Origin of the sequence: Microbacterium meiriae, assembly GCF_025143875.1 — a bacterium.
GTDB classification, from domain to species: domain Bacteria; phylum Actinomycetota; class Actinomycetes; order Actinomycetales; family Microbacteriaceae; genus Microbacterium; species Microbacterium meiriae.
In genome coordinates this window covers 24,355-44,535 of sequence record NZ_JAMBDU010000027.1, presented here as the reverse complement: position 1 = coordinate 44,535, position 20,181 = coordinate 24,355, and the positions used below count along the sequence as shown (strand labels likewise).

Here is a 20,181-nt window from a genome sequence, read left to right as displayed (position 1 = left end):
GAGAGTCGTGGTGCGCCGACGAGGAAAGGACGACTATGAGCACGGATCTTCCCGAGCCGGACGCCGAAGCGGTGTTCAGCGATGAGGACGGCGTCCTCTACGACGACGAGGTCACGCCGGAGTACGGCATCCTCGGCTTCACGCTGCGCGAGCTGATGATCGTGGGCGTCTGGCTGGTCTCCTTCCTCGTCTCCTTCTTCCCGCTCAGCGGCGGCATCTCCCTGTGGGGCATCGGCATCCAGTGGATCCTGCCGATCGGCGTGCCCACGGTGGCCGTCTTCCTCCTCGTCCTCCGGCGCTTCTCGCCGGACGGCATCCGTCGCGTCGGTTCGCTCGGCATCGACCAGTTCGCCTCCGTGGCGTTCTCGGTCGCGGCCTGCGTGTGGGCCGGCAACCTGTGGCTCGCCCTCTCGGCGGTCATCTCCACGGGGAACTGGGGGCTGCCCTGGAACGCGGTCGTGCAGGTCATCACCTCCGCCGCCCTCGTCGTCCTCACCGTCTTCGCGCCTCTCATCCCGGGGCTCAAGGAGGATTTCCAGGGGCGGCTCGTCACGCTCGCCCACCGCAACGCGAACCCCGTGCGCCCGGTGATCGCACGCCCGCGTCCCGAGGCGACGCCGAGTGGATCGGCGGCCGAGGCGGCTGTCGAGGCGTCTGCGGACGCCGTCCCCCCGAGCTCTCCTGCGGCGGATGAGACGGCCGTGATCGCCGATGCCCACCTCGAGCCGACCCCCGCGGACCAGGACGACGCCGTCGACGTCCGTGAGACGGCCACCGCCGACCGCGGCGCCTCCGTGGACGACGCGGATCGCGTTCCGCTCACCGCACACGCCTCGGGTGGGGGGACCGGAACCGTCCCTGTCACCTCGGAACCCGAGTACACCCCGGTCTACTCGCGGCGTTCCCGCGGGGAGCAGCCCGAGATCGTGTCCGACACCGGCAGCATCGAGTCGCTGCTCGGCGCCAAGGCACTCTCCGAGGAGGAGCTCGCCGCCGCCCAGGAGCCGACACCGGACGACGCGACCGCTGTGCACCCGGTGATCAGCGACCACGCCGATCCGCAGGCTGCCGCTCCGCGACAGAGTGCTGCTGAGGCGCAGCCCTTCTGGATCCTCGCCCCGACGGAGCGCGACGTGCACGACGAACGCGGAGAGCCGATCTTCCGCATCGGCCCGACCGCCTGGGCACTCGTGATCGAGGACCGGGGCGGCGCCTTCGTCGTGCGTCACGACGACGGCCGTATCGGCTACCTCCACGACATCGCCGGCATCACGAAGGGCTGACATGCGCACGATCGATCTGCGGGGGCGCGAGCTCTCGCCCGCTGACATGCTCGCCGCCGTCCCGCGCGCGACCCAGGCTCGGGCCGAGGCGCTCGACACCGCGGCGCGCCTCGTGGACGACGTGCGGGAACGCGGCGAGGACGCGCTGCGCGAGCAGGCGGAGCGCTTCGACCGCGTCGTCGGTCACGCGGTTCGTGTTCCGGAGTCCCACCTCGCGGAAGCCCTGTCGGATCTCACTCCCACGGTCCGCGCAGCGCTCGAGGAGGCCATCCGCCGTGTGCGTCTCGCCTCGGCCGCGCAGGTCCCCGCCCCGCAGGTGACGCGGATCGGCGAGGGAGCGACCATCACGCAGCGGTGGCAGCCGGTGTCTCGCGTCGGGGTGTACATCCCCGGGGGCAAAGCCGTCTACCCGTCCAGCGTGGTCATGAACGTCGTCCCCGCGCAGGTCGCCGGGGTGCAGCAGATCGCCCTCGCCTCGCCGCCGCAGGCGGATCAGGACGGCCGTGTCCACCCGACGATCCTCGCCGCGGCGGCGCTGCTCGGCGTCTCCGAGGTCTATGCGATGGGCGGGGCCGGAGCCATCGGAGCACTCGCCCACGGCGTCGCGAGCCTGGGACTCGATCCGGTCGACGTGGTATCCGGACCGGGCAACAACTACGTCGCGTCGGCGAAGCGTGCCGTGGCCGGGGTCGTCGGCACGGACTCCGAGGCCGGCGCGACCGAGATCCTCGTCGTCGCGGACGCCGCGTCCGACCCCCGTCTCATCGCCGCCGACCTCGTCAGCCAGGCCGAGCACGACGAGCAGGCCTCGGCCGTCCTCGTGACCGACGCGGTGGAGATCGCCGAGCAGGTCAGGGCCGAGGTCGAACGGCAGGCTGCGCGCACCCGGCACAGCGAGCGCGTCGCGGCGGCGTTGTCCGGGCCGCAGTCGGCGATCGTGCTCGTGGACGACAGGGCGGCGGCGATCGCGTTCAGCAATGCCTACGCCCCGGAGCACCTGGAACTGCACCTCGCCGACGCGGAGGAGGCGGCCGCCGTCTTCACGAGCGCGGGTGCCGTGTTCGTCGGCGATCAGACGCCGGTCAGTCTCGGCGACTACATGGCCGGCAGCAACCACGTTCTGCCGACGGGCGGTCAGGCGCGCTACGCCCCGGGCCTCGGTGCGTACACGTTCCTCCGCCCGCAGCAGGTCGTGTCGTACGACCGCGACGCCCTCGCCGCCGTCCGGGACGGCGTCGTCGCGCTGGCCGACACCGAGGTGCTCCCCGCCCACGGCGAGGCGATCGAGGCCCGTTTCACCGCGTAGGATCTGTCAGATGCACTGCCCCTTCTGCCGTCACCCCGATTCCCGGGTCATCGACTCGCGCACCAGCGACGACGGGCTCTCCATCCGTCGTCGTCGCCAGTGTCCGGAATGCGGGGGACGTTTCTCGACGACGGAGACCGCGAGCCTGAACGTCATCAAGCGCTCGGGCGTCATGGAGCCGTTCAGCAGGGAGAAGGTCATCTCCGGAGTGCGGAAGGCCTGTCAGGGGCGTCCCGTGACCGAGGCAGACCTCGCGATCCTCGCGCAGCGCGTGGAGGAGGCGGTCCGGCAGACCGGTGTCTCCCAGCTCGACACGAACGAGATCGGCCTCGCGATCCTCGGACCGCTCCGGGAGCTCGACGAGGTCGCGTTCCTCCGCTTCGCGAGCGTCTATCAGGCGTTCGACTCGCTCGAGGACTTCGAGTCCGCCATCGGCGACCTCCGGGCCGACCACGCCAAGGCGGAGGCGGCGGACCGGTAATCTGGCAGGGATGTATCCGCTGCTCTTCCGCGCCGTCCTCTCGCGCTTCGATCCCGAGTTCGCCCACCACGCCGGTATGGCGGTGATCCGCGTGCTCGGTGTGCCGCCGTTCTCGTGGGCCACGCGCGCGATGACCCGGCCCGACCCCTCCCTGCGGGTCGAGGCGCTGGGGCTGACGTTCCCTTCGCCGTTCGGCGTTGCGGCCGGGTTCGACAAGAACGCCGTCGGCGTCCGTGGCCTGGCAGCCCTCGGCTTCGGGCACGTCGAGGTCGGAACGGTCACGGCCGTCCCGCAGGAGGGCAATCCGAAGCCCCGGCTGTTCCGACTGGTCGAGGACCGCGCGGTGATCAACCGCATGGGCTTCAACAACCGTGGTGCGGATGCCGCAGCCCGTCGTCTCGCACGGCTTCGTCGTGGCGCGCCCGACACGGTGATCGGCGTCAACATCGGCAAGAGCCGTGTGGTGGACGTCGAGGACGCCGTGGCGGACTATGTCGCGTCGGCCACCCGACTGGCCCCGCTCGCCGACTACCTCGCCGTCAACGTCTCGTCGCCGAACACCCCTGGACTTCGCGGTCTGCAGGCCGTCGAGACGCTGGCGCCGTTGCTGCGGGCCGTCCGCGAGGCAGCCGGGGCGACCCCGCTGCTCGTGAAGATCGCCCCCGATCTGCCGGATGACGAGATCGCCGCGATCGCGCGCCTCGCCGTCGAGGAGGGGCTCGCGGGCATCATCGCGCACAACACGACGATCAGCCGGGACGGGCTCCGCACCGATGCGGCCGCTGTCGAGGCGGCCGGCGCGGGCGGTCTCTCCGGTGCTCCGCTCAAGAAGCGGTCGCTCGAGGTCCTCCGGGTCGTCCGCACCGCGGTCCCCGAGGACTTCTGCGTGATCGCGGTGGGCGGTGTCGAGACGGCGGCGGATGTGCAGGAGCGTCTGGATGCCGGGGCCACCCTGGTCCAGGGCTACACGGCGTTCCTCTACCGCGGACCGTTCTGGGGCCGCGAGATCAACCGGGGACTGGTCAGTCCGGGTACTGCCCGCGCTTGACCTGCGGCTTCGGCAGGCGCATGAAGCGCATCTGCAGGGCGCGCATACCCGCGTACCAGCCGAGGCCCTTCTCGACGCGGTCGTTGCCGAACTTCGCGGCCGCCTTGCGCTTGACCCGCATGCCGAGGAGGATCATGCCGCCGATCGCGATGACGAGGTACGCCATCATGAACAGGTACGCGTAGAACGAGATCATCATGTTCGTCGGCAGCAGCGAGGCCAGGATGACGAGCACCATGACCCCCATGACGAACTCGGCGGGGTGCCAGCCGGCGTCCACGTAGTCGCGCACCCACCGACGCTGCGGGCCCTTGTCGCGCGCGGGGAGGTACTTCTCCTCGCCTGCGGCCATGCCCGCCTGCGCCTTCGCGCGGCGCTCGTTGAGCTCGGCGCGGGCCGCGGCCTTGGCCTCCTTGGTGTTCGCCACGAGGGGGCGGCGACGGGCGGCCTCCTGCTCGGCGCGGGTCGGCGTCGCGCGTCCCTTGCCGACGGCAGGCGTCTGGGGGGCGTCGTCGTTCGTCGAAGGGGAGGCGGGGGTAGTGGCCACGAGGTTCCTCGGTTCGCTGGGGTGGGTCGCCTTAAGATTACTCGCATGACCTCACCTGCTCTTCCCAGCGAGTCCGACGCCGCCGTCCTCGAAGCCGTCGCCACCGGTATCCCCTCCGCGCTGTCGGACCTCGGGAACCTCGTGCGCATCCCCGGCATGGCCTGGCCTGCCTTCGATCAGACGCAGCTGGAGCGCAGCGCCGACGCCGTCGCCACCCTCGCGCGTGGCACCGGCGTCTTCGACGAGGTGACCGTGCTCCGTGCCGACATCCCCGGCACCGACGAGCAGGGTCAGCCCGCGGTGCTCGCGACGCGCGCGGCCCGGAATGGCAAGCCGACGATCCTCCTCTACGCCCACCACGACGTGCAGCCTCCGGGGGACGACGCCCTGTGGGAGACGCCGCCGTTCGAGCCCACCGTGCGGGACGGCCGCCTGTACGGCCGCGGCGCCGCAGACGACAAGGCGGGGATCATGGCGCACATCGGGGCGATCCGCGCGGTCGCGGAGGTGCTCGGCGACGACCTCGACCTCGGCATCGCGATGTTCGTCGAGGGGGAGGAGGAGTACGGTTCGCGGTCCTTCGCCCAGTTCCTCTCCGACAACAAGGACGCCCTCCGCGCCGACGCGATCGTGGTCGCGGACTCCGGCAACTGGGACTCGGTCACGCCCGGCCTGACCGTCTCGCTCCGTGGCAACGCGCGCTTCACCATGAAGGTGCGCACGCTCGACCACGCCTCGCACTCCGGGATGTTCGGCGGAGCGGTGCCCGATGCCATGATGGCGACCGTGCGGCTCCTCGCCACACTGTGGCACGAGGACGGCTCCGTCGCCGTCGAGGGGATGACGGCGCGGGACGCCGAGACCCCCGAGTACACCGAGGAGACGCTGCGCGACGAGGCCGGGCTCCTGCCGGGGACCACGCCCATCGGTGACGGCACGATCCTCAGCCGCATCTGGAACAAGCCCTCCGTCACGGTCATCGGCATCGATGCGACGAGCGTCGCCGCGGCTTCGAACACCCTGCTCCCTGAGGTGACCGTGGTCATCAGCGCGCGTGTGGCCCCCGGACAGTCCGGCCAGGACGCGTACGAGGCTCTCGAGCGTCACCTCCGCGCACACGCGCCCTTCGGTGCCGAGCTGACCTTCTCCGACGTGGACCTCGGCAACCCTTTCCTCGTGGACACGAGCGGGTGGGCCGTCGCGCTCACCAGGGATGCCATGCGGGACGGGTACGGTGTGCCCCCGGTGGATCTCGGTGTCGGCGGGTCGATCCCGTTCATCGCGGATCTCGTGCGGGAGTTCCCCGAGGCGCAGATCCTCGTCACCGGCGTGGAGGATCCGCACTCCCGCGCGCACAGCCCCAACGAGTCGCTGCATCTGGACACCTTCCGGCACGCCGTGGCGACCGAGGCGCTGCTGCTCGCCCGTATGAACGCGCGTGAGATCTGAGCCTTCCGTCCCCACCGGCGGTAGAATCGTCGAAGAGCCCGTACCCGGCCCGTCATGAGGAGCGACATGAGCGACACCATCCTGTCCGCAGAGACCACCAGCGCACACGGCGTCAAGCTGACGGACGCCGCCGCTACGAAGGTGAAGAACCTCCTGGAGCAGGAGGGCCGCGACGACCTGCGTCTGCGCGTCGCCGTGCAGCCCGGCGGCTGCTCGGGCCTGATCTACCAGCTCTACTTCGACGAGCGTTTCCTCGAGGGGGACGAGACGGTCGACTTCGACGGCGTCGAGGTCATCGTCGACAACATGAGCGTTCCCTACCTCGACGGCGCCTCGATCGACTTCAAGGACACCATCTCGGAGCAGGGCTTCACGATCGACAACCCGAACGCGGCGGGCAGCTGCGCCTGCGGCGACAGCTTCCACTGACAGGTTCTTCCCGCGAACGGCCGTCGTCACCTCGCGTGACGGCGGCCGTTCCGCTTCTCAACCTGCATGGTTGGCATGAATCAGGTGTGAGGTTGCTCTAGACTTGAACATGCCTTGTCCGCGATCTGAAAGGTGCATCGTGCCCTCGAAACGCCGCCTTCGTTGGGCCGCACTCCCTGTGGGAGTTGTGGCAGCTGTGGCTCTGGCGGGATGTACTCCCACCGAGCTGAACGGCTTTCTTCCGGGCTTCGTGGACGGTGGTCCGGCAGCAACCAACCAGACGGAGCGCGTCTCGTCCCTCTGGGTGAACTCCTGGATCGTTCTCCTCGCGGTCGGCGTCGTCACCTGGAGCCTCATGGCCTGGGCTGCGATCGCGTACCGCCGGCGCAAGGGCCAGACCGGCCTCCCGGTGCAGATGCGCTACAACATGCCGATCGAGATCTTCTACACGATCGTGCCGCTCATCCTCGTGCTCGGCATGTTCTTCTTCACGGCTCGCGATCAGACCGAGATCGAGACGAAGTGGGATGACCCCGACGTCGAGATCACCGCGATCGCCAAGCAGTGGGCGTGGGACTTCCAGTACAACGGTGAGACCGAAGAGGACACCGTCTGGACGATGGGCATCCAGGCCCAGCCGGACGCCGCAGGCAACATCGACCAGTCCGAGCTGCCGACGCTGGTGCTCCCGGTCGACCAGAAGGTCACGATCAACCTCCAGTCGCGCGATGTCATCCACTCCTTCTGGATCATCGACTTCCTCTACAAGAAGGACATGTTCATCGGGAAGGACAACTCCTGGTCCTTCATCCCCACCCGCGAGGGCGAGTACGCCGGCAAGTGCGCCGAGCTCTGCGGCGAGTACCACTCGATGATGCTCTTCAACGTGAAGGTCGTCTCGCAGGACGAGTACGACGCCTACCTCGAGTCCCTCGAGGAAGAGGGCAACACCGGGGACATCACCGACGCGTACGACCGTCTCTCGAACCTCCCCGGCACCTCCGGGAAGACCGAAACCGAGGAAGGAGAGGAGTAAGCCATGTCGACCACTGAAGCTCCTCGCACCGACGAGGCACCCCGCTCCCGTCCCACCACCTTGCCCGCGCGTCAGGCCGCTCTGATGAGCTCCTCGCGCGTGGAGCAGAAGGGCAACATCGTCGTCAAGTGGATCACCTCCACTGACCACAAGACGATCGGGTACATGTACCTCATCGCCTCGGTGATGTTCTTCCTCCTCGGTGGCGTGATGGCGCTTGTCATCCGTGCTGAGCTGTTCGCTCCGGGGATGCAGATCGTCCCGACGAAGGAGCAGTACAACCAGCTGTTCACGATGCACGGCACGATCATGCTGCTGATGTTCGCGACGCCGCTGTTCGCCGGCTTCGCCAACGCGATCCTGCCGCTGCAGATCGGTGCTCCGGACGTCGCCTTCCCGCGTCTGAACGCCTTCGCGTTCTGGCTGTTCCTGTTCGGCTCGACCATCGCGGTCGCCGGCTTCCTCACCCCGCAGGGTGCGGCCTCGTTCGGGTGGTTCGCCTATCAGCCGTTGGCCAACGCGTCGTTCTCGCCAGGAGCGGGCGGAAACCTGTGGATGCTCGGTCTCGGCATCTCGGGCTTCGGCACGATCCTCGGTGCAGTGAACTTCATCACGACGATCATCACGATGCGCGCGCCCGGCATGACGATGTGGCGCATGCCGATCTTCAGCTGGAACACGCTCATCACCAGCCTGCTGATCCTGATGGCCTTCCCGGTCCTGGCCGCGGCGATCTTCGCCGCCGCCGCCGACCGTGTGCTCGGTGCCCACATCTACGATCCGCAGAACGGCGGAGTCCTGCTCTGGCAGCACCTGTTCTGGTTCTTCGGCCACCCCGAGGTCTACATCATCGCGCTGCCGTTCTTCGGCATCGTCTCGGAGATCTTCCCGGTGTTCAGCCGGAAGCCGATCTTCGGATACAAGACCCTCGTCTACGCGACGATCGCCATCGCCGCGCTGTCCGTGGCCGTGTGGGCGCACCACATGTACGTCACCGGCTCGGTGCTCCTGCCGTTCTTCGCCCTGATGACGATGCTCATCGCGGTGCCGACGGGTGTGAAGATCTTCAACTGGATCGGCACGCTCTGGCGAGGTTCGGTGACTTTCGAGACGCCGATGGTGTTCGCACTGGGCTTCCTCGTCTCGTTCGTCTTCGGTGGTCTCACCGGTGTGATCCTCGCGGCCCCGCCGCTGGACTTCCACCTCAGCGACTCGTACTTCGTCGTGGCGCACTTCCACTACGTGGTGTTCGGCACGGTGGTGTTCGCCATGTTCGCCGGCTTCTACTTCTGGTGGCCGAAGTGGACGGGCCGCATGCTCAACGAGCGCCTCGGCTACGTGCACTTCTGGATGCTGTTCGTGGGCTTCCACATGACCTTCCTCATCCAGCACTGGCTCGGTGTCGACGGCATGGTCCGGCGCTACGCGGATTACTCCGCGGCGGACGGTTGGACCTGGCAGAACCAGGTCTCCACGATCGGCGCGATCATCCTCGGTGCCTCGATGCTGCCGTTCTTCCTGAACGTCTGGATCACGGCACGCAAGGCGCCCAAGGTCACGGTGAACGACCCGTGGGGTTACGGCGCCTCGCTCGAGTGGGCCACCTCGTGCCCGCCGCCGCGGCACAACTTCACGTCGATCCCGCGCATCCGTAGCGAGCGTCCGGCCTTCGACCTGAACCACCCGGAGGCCGCGGAGTTCGCGACCACCGCACCCGGCGAGCGAGAGGGCCACTGAGTCATGCGCGACAACGTCATCATCTGGTGGGTCCTGACCGCGTTCTTCGCCCTCGTCGGCGTCGTCTACACCGGCTGGAACATCCTGGCTCACCCCGGCCTTCCGCTCGTGAACCAGATCGAGTGGGTCGGCACGGTCGCCCTGTTCTTCTCGGCCTTCATGGGCGCCATGGTCGCGTTCTACCTGGACCGGACGCACAAGGCGCAGAACGGCGAGCTGCCTGAGGACATCCTCACGTCGGACATCGACGACGGCGACCCCGAGCTCGGCGAGTTCAGCCCGTGGTCCTGGTGGCCGCTGGTCCTCGCGGCATCGGCCGGCGTGTTCGTCGTGGGCCTCGCGGTCGGGCACTTCCTCCTCCCGATCGGTCTGGCCATCTTCGTGGTCGCCATCGTCGGCTGGGTCTACGAGTACTACCGCGGTAACTTCGCCCGCTGAGTCCCCGCACACGAGGAAGGCCCTCGGATCACTCCGGGGGCCTTCCTCGTTTGGGCGCCGTGGTCAAGCCCGGGTACGGATCCGGGGGATGCCGGTGAGCGGGTCGATCGGGCGATGGTGCACGCCGTCGGCGTCTTCGACGGGGTACCCCTCGCGGACCCAGTACTCGAAGCCGCCGATCATCTCGCGCACGCGATAGCCGAGGCGCGCGAACTCGAGCGCACCGCGCACACCACCGTTGCACCCCGGGCTCCAGCAGTACACGACCACGTCGGCGTCGCGGGGGATCTCTCGCGGCGCCCTGTCCGCGATCTCGCTGTGGTGCATGTGGACGGCTCCGGCGACGCGCCCTTGAGCCCATGCTTCGGTCGAGCGCACGTCGACCACGACGAGGGGGCGGCCAGCGGCGCGATCAGCATGGACGTCGCTCGGGTCGGTCTCATAGGCGAGGCGGGCAGCGAAGTAGTCGGCACGGTCGATCATGAGTTCAGATTACGGAACGTGGGCGCCGCACGGATGAGTGTTCCCGTCGCGCATCGCACGAATCCTGCCGATCCTCCTCAGAGCGGTGCGGTCATCTGGATCCGTCGGCCGTGGACGGAGAGGTTCAGCCGTTCTTCGACGCCGACGAGCGCGCGCAGGAAGTCGGTGTCCGGCGCGGACTCCTCGAAGCCGCACCGGGCGTAGAAGGGGGCGTTCCACGGCACGTCCGCGTAGGTGCGCAAGGTGAGGCGCCGATGGCCTCGACGTCGCGCCTCCTCCTGCGCGGCCACCACCAGCGCGCGTCCGACGCCGCGGCGGGCGTGCTCCGGGCGCACGGAGAGCTGCTCCAGGTGCGCCTCCCCGTCCACCTCGAGGACGTGCGCGAAGCCGACGGGCGTCGCGGGATCGCCGGCATGCTCGTCGGCGGGGGAGGGGAGAGCCGCCACCAGGACGAACCCCGGGGCATCCTGGCGTTCCTCGTTCGAGGTGGGGGGTGGCCACGACCGCGCCCCGAAACGCTCGATCAGGATGAGGTCGGCGGCGCGCTCGAGCTCTTCGAGAACGACGTGGTCGGCGGCGGTCGCGAACCGGATGAGTGGCCTCATCGGGCGGTGACGAGCTCGCGCTGCGCGGAAGAGGCCACCAGGACCCGCGTACTGATGACATCCATCAGGGTGGCGCCGGCGGCCTGGAGAGCCTGCTCCACGGTCTCCACGCACCCCGCGGCCCGCGCTGCGTCGTCGCCCGGAGCCGTGGCCGTGCCGTCATCCTCGAGGGGGCAGGCTCCGGCGAGGAAGACGAGACGGGCGTCCGCGGGTGCGGTGGCTGCATAGGCGTCGGGGGCATCGGCGAGCTGGGGTGCGTGGAGGAGACGGACGACGGATGACATGATTCGATCCTCTCATCGGGGCGAAGACGACGAAGGCCCCGTCCGAGCGGACGGGGCCTTCACGAGGGGGGTGACGATTACTCGTCGTCCTCCGACTTCTTCTTCCGAGGCTTCTTGACCGGCTCGGTGGAGATCACCGAGCTGGGCGTGTTCGGAGTCTCATCGACGTGCGTCTCGTCGACAGTGAGCGGGGCGTCGGGGAAGCCGGCACGCTCATGAGCGCCCTGGATCTCTGCGACCTCCGCCGCCTCGTTGCCCTCGGTGACGTGGTGCTGGTGAGCGTCCGCGGCATCGATCTCGGCCTGCGTGAGCGGGGCGAGGCGATCCTCGAAGAACCAACGCGACATCGCCGAGCGGAGGTTCTCCGTCCACGGGATGCGGCCCTTCGCGTTCGGACGGACGACGAGCGGCTCGTAACCGTCGATGTCGATGAGCTTCCAGCGGTCGTACTTGTCGACCGGCTGGTGCACCTCGATGAACTCGCCGCCGGGGAGACGCACGATGCGGCCCGACTCGAAGCCGTGCAGGACGATCTCGCGGTCCTTCTTCTGGAGCGCGATGCAGATGCGCTTCGTGACGAAGTAGCCGATGATCGGGCCGAGGAACAGCAGCGCCTGCAGCGTGTGGATCACACCCTCCATGGTGAGCATGAAGTGCGTCGCGATGAGGTCGGACGAGGCCGCCGCCCACAGGACCGCGTAGAAGATGACGCCGGCGACGCCGATCGCGGTGCGGGTGGCCGCGTTGCGCGGGCGCTGGGCGATGTGGTGCTCACGCTTGTCACCGGTGACCCACGCCTCGATGAAGGGGTAGATCGCGACGATGACGATGAACAGGCCGAGCACGGCGACCGGGGCCAGGATGCCGAACGACCAGGTGTGGTCGAGGAACACGATGTCCCAGTTCGACGGCGCCAGACGGAGCGCGCCGTCCGCGAAGCCGATGTACCAGTCGGGCTGCGTACCCGCCGAGACGGGGGAGGGGTCGTACGGTCCGTAGTTCCAGATCGGGTTGATCTGGAAGAACGTCGCGATCAGCACGATGGTGCCGAAGACGATGAACAGGTAGCCGCCCATCTTGGACATGTAGACCGGCATCATCGGGTAGCCCACGACGTTGTCGTTCGTCCGGCCGGGGCCGGCGAACTGCGTGTGCTTGTTGATGATCATGAGCATCAGGTGCACGGCGATGAAGGCGATGACCAGCATCGGCAGCAGCAGGATGTGCAGGGTGTACAGGCGTCCGACGATGTCGGTACCGGGGAACTCGCCGCCGAAGAGGAGGAACGAGGTCCAGGTGCCGATCAGCGGGAGACCCTTGATCATGCCGTCGATGATCCGGAGGCCGTTACCCGAGAGCAGGTCGTCGGGGAGCGAGTAGCCGGTGAAGCCCTCCGCCATCGCGAGGATGAACAGCACGAAGCCGATCACCCAGTTGAGCTCGCGCGGCTTGCGGAACGCACCCGTGAAGAACACGCGGAGCATGTGCACACCGATTCCGGCGATGAACACCAGCGCGGCCCAGTGGTGGATCTGGCGGACCAGCAGACCGCCGCGGAGGTCGAACGAGATGTGCAGCGTCGACTCGAGGGCCGACGACATCGCGATGCCGCGCATGGGGGCGTATGCGCCGGTGTAGTGGGTCTCCACCATGGAGGCCTGGAAGAAGAACGTCAGGAAGGTTCCGGAGAGGAACACGACGACGAAGCTCCAGAGCGCGATCTCACCGAGCATGAACGACCAGTGGTCGGGGAAGATCTTGCGACCGAGCTCCTTGACGAAGCCCGAGAGGCTGGTGCGCTCATCGATGTAGTTCGACGCGGCGCCGACGAAACGGCCGCCGAGAGGCGCCTTGGTGTCCTTCTCGTCCTTGGACAGCGTTGCGGTGCTCAATGGCGCTCCCAGAAGCTCGGGCCGACGGGTTCGGTGAAGTCGCTGCGTGCGATGAGGTAGCCCTCGTCATCCACGGTGATGGGCAGCTGGGGCAGCGGCCGGGCGGCCGGGCCGAAGATGACCTTCGCGTGGTCCGTGACGTCGAACTGCGACTGGTGGCACGGGCACAGCAGGTGGTGGGTCTGCTGCTCGTACAGCGCGACGGGGCAGCCGACGTGCGTGCAGACCTTGGAGTAGGCGACGATGCCGTCGTAGGACCAGTCCTTGCGGTCCTCGGCCTCAGTGAGCTGCTCGGGGCGGAGGCGCATCATCAGCACGATGGCCTTGGCCTTCTCCTCGAGGTAGCCCTCGTCGTGCCCGAGCTCCGCGAGGTCCTCGGGGATGACGTGGAAGGCGGAGCCGAGCGTCACGTCCGCTGCGCGGATGGGGGTGCCGTCCGGGTCGCGCACCAGGCGCATGCCCTCGTCCCACATCGTGTGCTTCAGCAGCGCGACCGGGTCGCCCGCGGTGGGGTCGTCCGGCGTCGAGTGCGGAGCGAGGCCGCGGAACAGCGTCACGCCGGGGATGATCGACGCCACGATCGCGGCGAACAGCGAGTTGCGGATCATCGTGCGGCGTCCGAACCCGGACTCCTCGTTCGCGTCGGAGAACGCCTTGATGGCGGCCTCACGCGTGGAGTCCTTGCCCCGGGTGGGGTGGCGGTGCTCGATGAACTCCTTGTCGGACATCAGCGCCTTGGACCAGTGGATGGCACCGATTCCGAGGGCCAGCAGCGCGAGCGCGATGCCGAGACCGATGAAGAGGTTGTTCTGACGGATGTCGATGAGCGCGCCGCTCTCGATCGGGAACAGCATGTAGGCGGCGACCGCCCAGATGCTCCCGGCGAGGGACAGGTAGAACAGCGTGTAGACGGTGCGGACCGCGGTCTTCTCGGCGCGCGGGTCCTTGTCGGTCATCCGCTCGCGGTGCGGCGGAAGACCGGGGTTCTGCACGGGATCGCTGACTGCGACACCCAGCCCCGGAGAGGGCTGGTAGGCCCTGTCAAGAGCCTGCGAGTCGTCGTCGTGTGCCATGGTGCTCCTCGTACGTTCCTCTTCGATGAATAAGCGTCAGTTGGACTTCGCCGTGATCCACACGGTGATGGCGACCAGAGCGCCGATACCGAAGATCCACACGAACAGGCCCTCGGAGACCGGTCCGAGCGAGCCGAGGGAGAAGCCGCCGATCTGGACGGACTGCTGCTGGAAGAGCAGAGCCGAGATGATGTCGCGCTTGTCCTCGTCGGACAGGTTCATGTCGCCGAAGACCGGCATGTTCTGCGGGCCGGTGACCATGGCGGCGTAGATGTGCAGCGCGCTGGTCTCGGTGATCGCCGGAGCGTACTTGCCCTCGGTCAGTGCGCCACCGGCGGCGGCCACGTTGTGGCACATCGCGCAGTTGACGCGGAAGAGCTCGGCGCCGTGCGCCACGTCGCCCTCGCCGTCGAGGATCTTCTCGGAGGGGAACTCCGGTCCGGGGGCCTCGGACTGCACGTAGGCCGCCATCGCGAGGATCTGCTCCTCGGTGAACTGCGGCTCCTTCTGCGGGGCCTGCGGTCCCTGCATCTGCAGCGGCATGCGGCCGGTCGACACCTGGAACTCCACCGCGAGCTCGCCGACGCCGTAGAGGCTCGGGCCGTTGGGGGTGCCCTCCAGGTCGAGGCCGTGGCAGGTAGCGCAGTTGGCCGTGAACAGCTTCTCGCCGTCCTCGACCGTCAGCTGCGTCGATGCCGTGGGCGCGTCGTTGGCGGCGAATGCCGCGGTCGCACCCGCGTACACAGCGCCGGTGATCATGAGGCCTGCTCCGATGAGCGCGGCCGCCGCCAGTGGGCTGCGACGACCGCTCGAACGGCGCTTCTTCTCTCGTGCCATCTCGGGGATCAGCTCCGCTCTTATTTCAGGAAGTAGATAACGAAGAACAGCACGATCCAGACGACGTCGACGAAGTGCCAGTAGTAGGACACCACGATCGAGGAGGTCGCCTCCTTGTGCCGGAAGTTCTTGACGGCGTACGCGCGGCCGATCACCAGGAGGAACGCGACGAGTCCGCCGGTGACGTGGAGGGCGTGGAAGCCGGTGGTCAGGTAGAAGGCCGAGGCGTAGGCGTCAGCCTGGATGGGCATGCCCTCCGCGACCAGCTGTGCGTACTCCCAGACCTGGCCGGAGACGAAGATCGCGCCCAGGGCGAAGGTGAGGAAGAACCACTCGACCATGCCCCAGCCGAACAGGCGACGGCGGCCGGCGCCGTTCTTCTGTCCCTTGCCGATCTTGTACGGCTGCAGGTCCTCCGCCGCGAACACACCCATCTGGCAGGTGAACGAGGAGAGCACGAGGATCGCCGTGTTCACTGCCGCGAAGGGGACGTTCAGGAGCTCGGTACGGTCGGCCCACAGCTCGGGTGAGGTGCTGCGGAGGGTGAAGTAGATCGCGAAGAGTCCCGCGAAGAACATCACCTCGCTGCCGAGCCACACAATGGTGCCGACAGCTACCGGGTTGGGCCGCTTGATGGTTCTCGCCGCCGGGGCATACGTCGCTGAGGTCGTCACCCCTCCATTATGGCCGATCCGCGAGCGTGATTCTTGCACCCCCGGCCCTCGATTCGCCCGTCGGTGACTTAGGGGACCCTAAGAAAACACTGCGAATACCCGGTGAATACGCGGGAAACGCCGCACATTCGGTGTCTGCGCGCCCGCTCGGATCGCACTGCACGTTTTCTCCGCGCCGATAGGATCGCACACATGGCTGATTCCCTGACCTGGTCCGACGTGCTCACCTCTCTCCTGGAGCGTCGCGACCTCAGCGTCTGGGAGTCCACCTGGGCCATGCGGCAGATCATGCAGGGTGGGGTCTCCGAGGCGCAGCTCGCGGGGTTCCTCGTGGCGCTGCGCGCGAAGGGCGAGACGATCGATGAGATCGTCGGCTTCCGTGACGCCATCCTCGAAGCGGCCGTGCCGCTTCCGGTCTCCCCGAATGTGCTGGACATCGTCGGCACGGGTGGGGACCGCGTGGGTACGGTGAACGTCTCGACGACGGCGGCCGTGATCATCGGCGCGACAGGCATCCCGGTGGTCAAGCACGGGAATCGGGCGGCGAGTTCCGCGTCCGGCTCCTCCGACGTCCTCGGTGCGCTCGGCCTCGAGCTCTCGCTCGACCCGGCGGCCGTCGCCTCGATCCTCGACCGGACAGGCATCACCTTCGCCTGGGCCGGGGCCTTCCATCCCGGGTTCAAGCACGCGGGTGCCGTCCGGTCGCAGCTCGGCGTGCCGACCGTGTTCAACATGCTCGGTCCGCTGTGCAACCCGGCGCGCGCGGAGGCGAACGCGGTCGGCGTGGCACAGATGGAGCGGGTGCCGCTGATCACCGGCGTCTTCCGCACGCGGGGGGCCACGGCGCTGGTGTTCCGCGGCGACGACGGCCTGGACGAGCTGACGACCACAGGGCACAGCAGGATCTGGGAGGTCACCCGCGGGGACATCCATGAACACGATCTCGACCCGCGCGACCTGGGCATCCCCCTCGCCGACCTGTCCGACCTCATCGGCGGGTCTCCCGCCCACAACGCGGACGTGCTCCGGCGGACGCTCGCGGGGGAGCAGGGGCCCGTCCGGGACATCGTGCTCCTGAACGCCGCCGCCGGGATCGTCGCCTTCGAGCTCTCCCAGGACGCGACCCAGGTGCAGCGGCCGATCCTCGAGCGCCTCCGCGACGGGCTCGCCCGTGCATCCGCTGCCGTGGACGACGGGAGTGCACTGGCCAAGCTCGACCAGTGGATCGGCGTGAGCCGCGAGCTGGCGGCCCCTCAGGAGTGACCATGGATCCGGTCGACGCGCTGCTCGAGATCGCCTCGCTGCTGGAGCGGGAGCGGGCGTCACGCTACCGGGCCAAGGCCTTCCGTCAGGCGGCCGCGACATTCCAGGACCTCCCTGCCGATGTGCAGGACGACCCGACCCGTCTTCGGGCGGCCAAGGGCATCGGCGAGTCGACCTTCGCCGTCATCCGGCAGGCTCAGGCCGGTGACGTGCCGGAGTATCTGATCGAACTGCGCGGGGACGTCGAGCCTGAGCGGGTGTCTGCGCTCCGTGGAAAGCTGCGCGGGGACCTGCACGCTCACACCGAGTGGTCAGACGGGACGACCTCCATCGAGGTGATGGCCGCCGCAGCCCGCGCGCAGGGGCATGAGTACCAGGCCATCACGGATCATTCGCCGCGCCTCCGCGTGGCCCGAGGTCTCTCGGTGGAACGGCTGCGTGAGCAGATCCCGCAGGTGCGGGCGCAGTCGGGGGACGGATTCACGTTGCTCGCCGGCATCGAGGTGGACATCCTCGAAGACGGCGCCCTCGATCAGGACGACGCCGTGCTCGCTGAGCTGGATGTGGTCGTCGCCTCCGTGCACTCGAAGCTGCGCATGGACGGCCGGGCGATGACGAAGCGGATGATCGCCGCGGTGTCGCATCCGCGGGTGAACGTCCTCGGGCATTGCACGGGTCGTCTCGTGCAGGGGGACCGTGGCACGCGCCCGCCTTCGGCCTTCGACGCCGCGGCCGTCTTCGCGGCCTGTGCGGAGAACGGGGTCGCCGTGGAGATCAACTCCCGTCCCGAGCGTCAGGATCCGCCGGACGAGCTCATCGCGATCGCGCTCGACGCCGGTTGCCTGTTCTCCATCGATTCCGACGCACACGCCCCCGGCCAGTTGTCGCTCCTGGACCACGGAGCCGAGCGGGCGGAGCGTGCCGGGGTGCCGGCATCACGCATCGTCACCACGTGGGGCCTGTCGCGTCTGCTCGCCTGGGCGGAGTGACGGGCGCCCTCGTCAGGCGTCCGCGACCGCCTTCGCCGCCTCGGTGACCGCGGTGACGGCGCGGGCCATGGAGCTGCCGAGGTTCCAGCGCTCGGCGAGGGCCGTGGCCGCCTCGGCCTCGTCCGGCGTGAGGGCATGCAGGGCGACACCCGGGGCGGTGATCGGGAGCGACGTGGCGACGGCGACGACGGTCGGAGCGACGTCCAGGTAGGCCTGCGCGTCGAGGATCTTCGCGCGGATGCCCGCGCTCATGCCCTCACCCGCGTCCGCGGCCTCGCGGATACCGAGCAGATCGCCGTGCTTCTGCAGGAGCGTGGCGGCCGTCTTCTCGCCGATGCCGGCGACACCGGGGAGCCCATCCGACGCGTCCCCGCGCATCGTCGCGAAGTCCGCGTACTGCGTCGGCAGGACACCGTACTTCGTGACGACCGTCGCGTCCGTGACGAGTTCGAGATTGCTCATGCCGCGGGCCGTGTAGATCACCCGGACGTCCCGGGCGTCGTCGACGAGCTGGAAGAGGTCGCGATCGCCGGTCACGATGTCGACCGGCATCGTCGCGTTCGTCGCGAGGGTGCCGATCACATCGTCCGCCTCATGCTCGGCGACGCCGACGATGGGGATGCCGATGGCGGCGAGCGTCTCCCGGATCAAGGGGATCTGCGCCTCCAGCGGGTCGGGGACCTCCTCGACGTCCGGCGCACCGGTGACGACCTCGACCACGCGGTGCGTCTTGTAGCTGGGGATGAGGTCGACCCTCCACTGCGGACGCCAGTCGTCATCCCAGCACGCCACGACGTGGGTCGGCTGGTAGGTCGTCACCAGCTTGGCGATCATGTCCAGCAGGCCGCGTGCGGCGTTGATCGGGGACCCGTCCGGGGCTGTGACCTTGTCGGGCACCCCATAGAACGCGCGGAAGTAGAGGCTGGCGGTGTCGAGCAGCATGAGGCGTTCGGCGCGGGTCATGGATTCAGGGTAGAGCGTGTCCCATCGGGCGCTCAGCAGCCGGCCGCCGCGGGTCGTTCCTCACACGTCCGCGCCACGAGCGCGGTGGTCGCCTCGTAGATGCGGATGTCCTGGGACGCTCCCTCTATCGACAGCTCACCGGGAACCGCGAACCAGCCGCCGCCGACGTCGACCTGCGCCGTGTACGCGACCGTCGTCCTCGTCGAATAGGTGCCCCGTCGCGCATAGGTATAGCTCGTCTCGGTCGGCGTGAACGGCGCCTGCCCGAGCATCGACCAAGTGCGACCGCCGTCGGGCGTCACCGCCGTCGTGCCGTCGCCGTGGTCGAAGACGACGCGAACGGGCGTGAAACGCACCGTCACGGGCCGGTCGAGGAGTGTGCCGGTCGCCGTGTGTGCGGCGACGGTCGCCACGAAGTTGGTCGGCATCCCCACGACGCCCACGTTGCCCGGCTCGGCCGTCGTGGTCACGGGGGCGGGTGCGAACTGCGCGACATCCTCGATCGTGAGCGGCGTCCCGGACTCCTCCGTCACCCGCACCGCGTACATCCCGCACGACCGGCTCAGCACCGTGTCGGTCCGGCACGCCTTGCTTTCCGTCTCGGGGACCGCAGGGGGCCTACGGTTCGAATGCGTCCATAGATCGGAAGGGTGAGTCGCGGCGGAGACGCTCACGGTCGAACCGTCCGTCCCAGCTAGGAAATCTGAGAATCCCGGCGAATCGGCCCCAGAAGCGAACTGCACTAAGAGCATGATCACGACTACGAACCTGGGCACGAAGCATCCTCAATGCGGTTTGCAGTGTCGACAGTCAGAACTCCGTGCGGATGCGCCAGCAACAAGAGCTCCAGAGCGTAGGCACTGGGACGGTCAGGAGAAACGCCAGAGGTGCCGTCTTGGTTTGTGATTCGGACCTTCGACACATCTAGGCATGCAGATGCGCGGATGCGTTCGAACGGGGGCTCGCTTTCTTGCCCCTCAAAGAAGATGATGCTTGTATTCCCCGCCAGTACTTGCCCTTCCGCGTGCATCCGCGAGAAGTTCTTTCGATCCGATGCCTCCACCCCGCCACTGGACAGCTCAAACAACGGCTCGAACGTCGATGGGTCTCGGGTGTCGACGCGATTGAGGGCGTCGATGTAGTCGGAGAAGGTGGCCTCGGCGGCGGCGAAGGCCTCTTCTTCGGACGAGAACGCGGGGGAGGGAGTCGGCGTGGGCTCCGCAGTGGGGGTACACCCGGAGAGCATCGAGACGCCGACTGCCAGCGTGGCGAGCAGGCGGAAAGCGGTGGGCGAGATCACCGGGCCACCGTATGCGGAATGCCGAGCTCGCTGCCGACGTTATCCACAGAGCGGCTGCGAGGAA

22 protein-coding genes are annotated in these 20,181 nt (G+C 68.3%); 11 read left to right on the top strand and 11 right to left on the bottom strand.

All coding sequences use genetic code 11. The features are described from left to right. Positions 1 to 35 precede the first annotated feature (35 nt). From M4D53_RS14675 to M4D53_RS14660, 4 genes are read left to right on the top strand one after another with little or no spacing between them, the layout of a single operon-like run. Positions 36 to 1,283 (top strand): hypothetical protein, encoded by a 1,248-nt coding sequence (locus M4D53_RS14675; protein ID WP_259954724.1) that lies wholly within the window; start codon positions 36 to 38, stop codon positions 1,281 to 1,283. 1 nt (position 1,284) lies between these two features. After that, a complete protein-coding gene (gene hisD, locus M4D53_RS14670; protein WP_259954723.1) occupies positions 1,285 to 2,589 on the top strand; it encodes a histidinol dehydrogenase in 1,305 nt (434 codons plus the stop codon). A 10-nt stretch (positions 2,590 to 2,599) separates the two neighbouring features. Further along, positions 2,600 to 3,070: a transcriptional regulator NrdR gene (nrdR, locus tag M4D53_RS14665; RefSeq protein ID WP_187661782.1), complete on the top strand. Its 471-nt coding sequence runs from the start codon at positions 2,600 to 2,602 to the stop codon at positions 3,068 to 3,070. Positions 3,071 to 3,080: 10 nt separating this feature from the next. Further along, complete coding sequence (locus M4D53_RS14660) at positions 3,081 to 4,118, top strand: quinone-dependent dihydroorotate dehydrogenase (RefSeq protein ID WP_259954722.1); 1,038 nt, start codon at positions 3,081 to 3,083, stop codon at positions 4,116 to 4,118. Here the strand turns inward: M4D53_RS14660 and M4D53_RS14655 are convergent. After that, entirely contained in the window at positions 4,093 to 4,665 is a 573-nt protein-coding gene (locus M4D53_RS14655; protein ID WP_259954721.1) for a DUF3043 domain-containing protein, read from the bottom strand. The genes M4D53_RS14660 and M4D53_RS14655 overlap by 26 nt on opposite strands. A gap of 45 nt (positions 4,666 to 4,710) precedes the next feature. On the opposite strand from M4D53_RS14655, the gene M4D53_RS14650 reads away from it, so the two are divergent. The 5 genes from M4D53_RS14650 (at position 4,711) to M4D53_RS14630 (ending at position 9,754) form a co-directional block, all read left to right on the top strand. Further along, entirely contained in the window at positions 4,711 to 6,114 is a 1,404-nt protein-coding gene (locus tag M4D53_RS14650; protein WP_187661780.1) for a dipeptidase, read from the top strand. A 66-nt stretch (positions 6,115 to 6,180) separates the two neighbouring features. Then, positions 6,181 to 6,543 (top strand): iron-sulfur cluster insertion protein ErpA, encoded by a 363-nt coding sequence (gene erpA, locus M4D53_RS14645; RefSeq protein ID WP_187661779.1) that lies wholly within the window; start codon positions 6,181 to 6,183, stop codon positions 6,541 to 6,543. 139 nt (positions 6,544 to 6,682) lie between these two features. Further along, positions 6,683 to 7,579 carry an aa3-type cytochrome oxidase subunit II gene (gene ctaC, locus M4D53_RS14640; protein WP_187661778.1) on the top strand — a complete coding sequence of 299 codons (897 nt, stop codon included), beginning with the start codon at positions 6,683 to 6,685 and terminating at the stop codon, positions 7,577 to 7,579. A 3-nt stretch (positions 7,580 to 7,582) separates the two neighbouring features. Next, a complete protein-coding gene (gene ctaD, locus M4D53_RS14635; protein WP_187661777.1) occupies positions 7,583 to 9,316 on the top strand; it encodes an aa3-type cytochrome oxidase subunit I in 1,734 nt (577 codons plus the stop codon). Positions 9,317 to 9,319: 3 nt separating this feature from the next. Further along, on the top strand, positions 9,320 to 9,754 hold the full coding sequence (locus tag M4D53_RS14630; protein WP_025105064.1) for a cytochrome c oxidase subunit 4: 435 nt from the start codon (positions 9,320 to 9,322) through the stop codon (positions 9,752 to 9,754). Positions 9,755 to 9,817: 63 nt separating this feature from the next. Here the strand turns inward: M4D53_RS14630 and M4D53_RS14625 are convergent, their stop codons facing one another. From M4D53_RS14625 to ctaE, 7 genes are all read right to left on the bottom strand, one after another. Next, positions 9,818 to 10,237: a rhodanese-like domain-containing protein gene (locus M4D53_RS14625; protein WP_187661776.1), complete on the bottom strand. Its 420-nt coding sequence runs from the start codon at positions 10,235 to 10,237 to the stop codon at positions 9,818 to 9,820. Positions 10,238 to 10,314: 77 nt separating this feature from the next. Continuing rightward, entirely contained in the window at positions 10,315 to 10,842 is a 528-nt protein-coding gene (locus tag M4D53_RS14620; protein WP_259954720.1) for a GNAT family N-acetyltransferase, read from the bottom strand. After that, complete coding sequence (locus M4D53_RS14615) at positions 10,839 to 11,126, bottom strand: Rid family hydrolase (RefSeq protein WP_259954718.1); 288 nt, start codon at positions 11,124 to 11,126, stop codon at positions 10,839 to 10,841. Before M4D53_RS14615 ends, M4D53_RS14620 begins: the two co-directional genes overlap by 4 nt. Positions 11,127 to 11,203: 77 nt before the next feature. Further along, the gene (qcrB, locus tag M4D53_RS14610) at positions 11,204 to 13,018 is read right to left on the bottom strand and encodes a cytochrome bc1 complex cytochrome b subunit (protein ID WP_259954717.1); all 1,815 of its coding nucleotides are present in this window, start codon (positions 13,016 to 13,018) and stop codon (positions 11,204 to 11,206) included. Then, positions 13,015 to 14,091, bottom strand: coding sequence for a cytochrome bc1 complex Rieske iron-sulfur subunit (gene qcrA, locus M4D53_RS14605; protein WP_187661772.1), 1,077 nt, complete (start codon positions 14,089 to 14,091; stop codon positions 13,015 to 13,017). Before qcrA ends, qcrB begins: the two co-directional genes overlap by 4 nt. A gap of 36 nt (positions 14,092 to 14,127) precedes the next feature. Then, entirely contained in the window at positions 14,128 to 14,928 is an 801-nt protein-coding gene (qcrC, locus tag M4D53_RS14600) for a cytochrome bc1 complex diheme cytochrome c subunit (RefSeq protein ID WP_187661771.1), read from the bottom strand. Positions 14,929 to 14,948: 20 nt separating this feature from the next. Further along, positions 14,949 to 15,602, bottom strand: coding sequence for an aa3-type cytochrome oxidase subunit III (gene ctaE / locus M4D53_RS14595; protein WP_101845082.1), 654 nt, complete (start codon positions 15,600 to 15,602; stop codon positions 14,949 to 14,951). 192 nt (positions 15,603 to 15,794) lie between these two features. Here ctaE and trpD point away from each other — a divergent pair, with 192 nt between their 5' ends. Then, positions 15,795 to 16,865 carry an anthranilate phosphoribosyltransferase gene (gene trpD / locus M4D53_RS14590; RefSeq protein WP_187661770.1) on the top strand — a complete coding sequence of 357 codons (1,071 nt, stop codon included), beginning with the start codon at positions 15,795 to 15,797 and terminating at the stop codon, positions 16,863 to 16,865. Positions 16,866 to 16,867: 2 nt separating this feature from the next. Beyond that, the gene (locus tag M4D53_RS14585) at positions 16,868 to 17,854 is read left to right on the top strand and encodes a PHP domain-containing protein (protein ID WP_187661769.1); all 987 of its coding nucleotides are present in this window, start codon (positions 16,868 to 16,870) and stop codon (positions 17,852 to 17,854) included. A 12-nt stretch (positions 17,855 to 17,866) separates the two neighbouring features. Here M4D53_RS14585 and M4D53_RS14580 read toward each other — a convergent pair whose 3' ends face one another. The 3 genes from M4D53_RS14580 to M4D53_RS14570 all read right to left on the bottom strand — a co-directional run bounded on the left by M4D53_RS14580 (position 17,867) and on the right by M4D53_RS14570 (position 20,117). After that, entirely contained in the window at positions 17,867 to 18,817 is a 951-nt protein-coding gene (locus tag M4D53_RS14580) for a 5'-3' exonuclease (RefSeq protein WP_259954715.1), read from the bottom strand. 32 nt (positions 18,818 to 18,849) lie between these two features. Next, a complete protein-coding gene (locus tag M4D53_RS14575) occupies positions 18,850 to 19,350 on the bottom strand; it encodes a hypothetical protein (protein WP_259954714.1) in 501 nt (166 codons plus the stop codon). A 227-nt stretch (positions 19,351 to 19,577) separates the two neighbouring features. Then, positions 19,578 to 20,117: a hypothetical protein gene (locus M4D53_RS14570; RefSeq protein ID WP_259954712.1), complete on the bottom strand. Its 540-nt coding sequence runs from the start codon at positions 20,115 to 20,117 to the stop codon at positions 19,578 to 19,580. Positions 20,118 to 20,181: the final 64 nt, after the last annotated feature.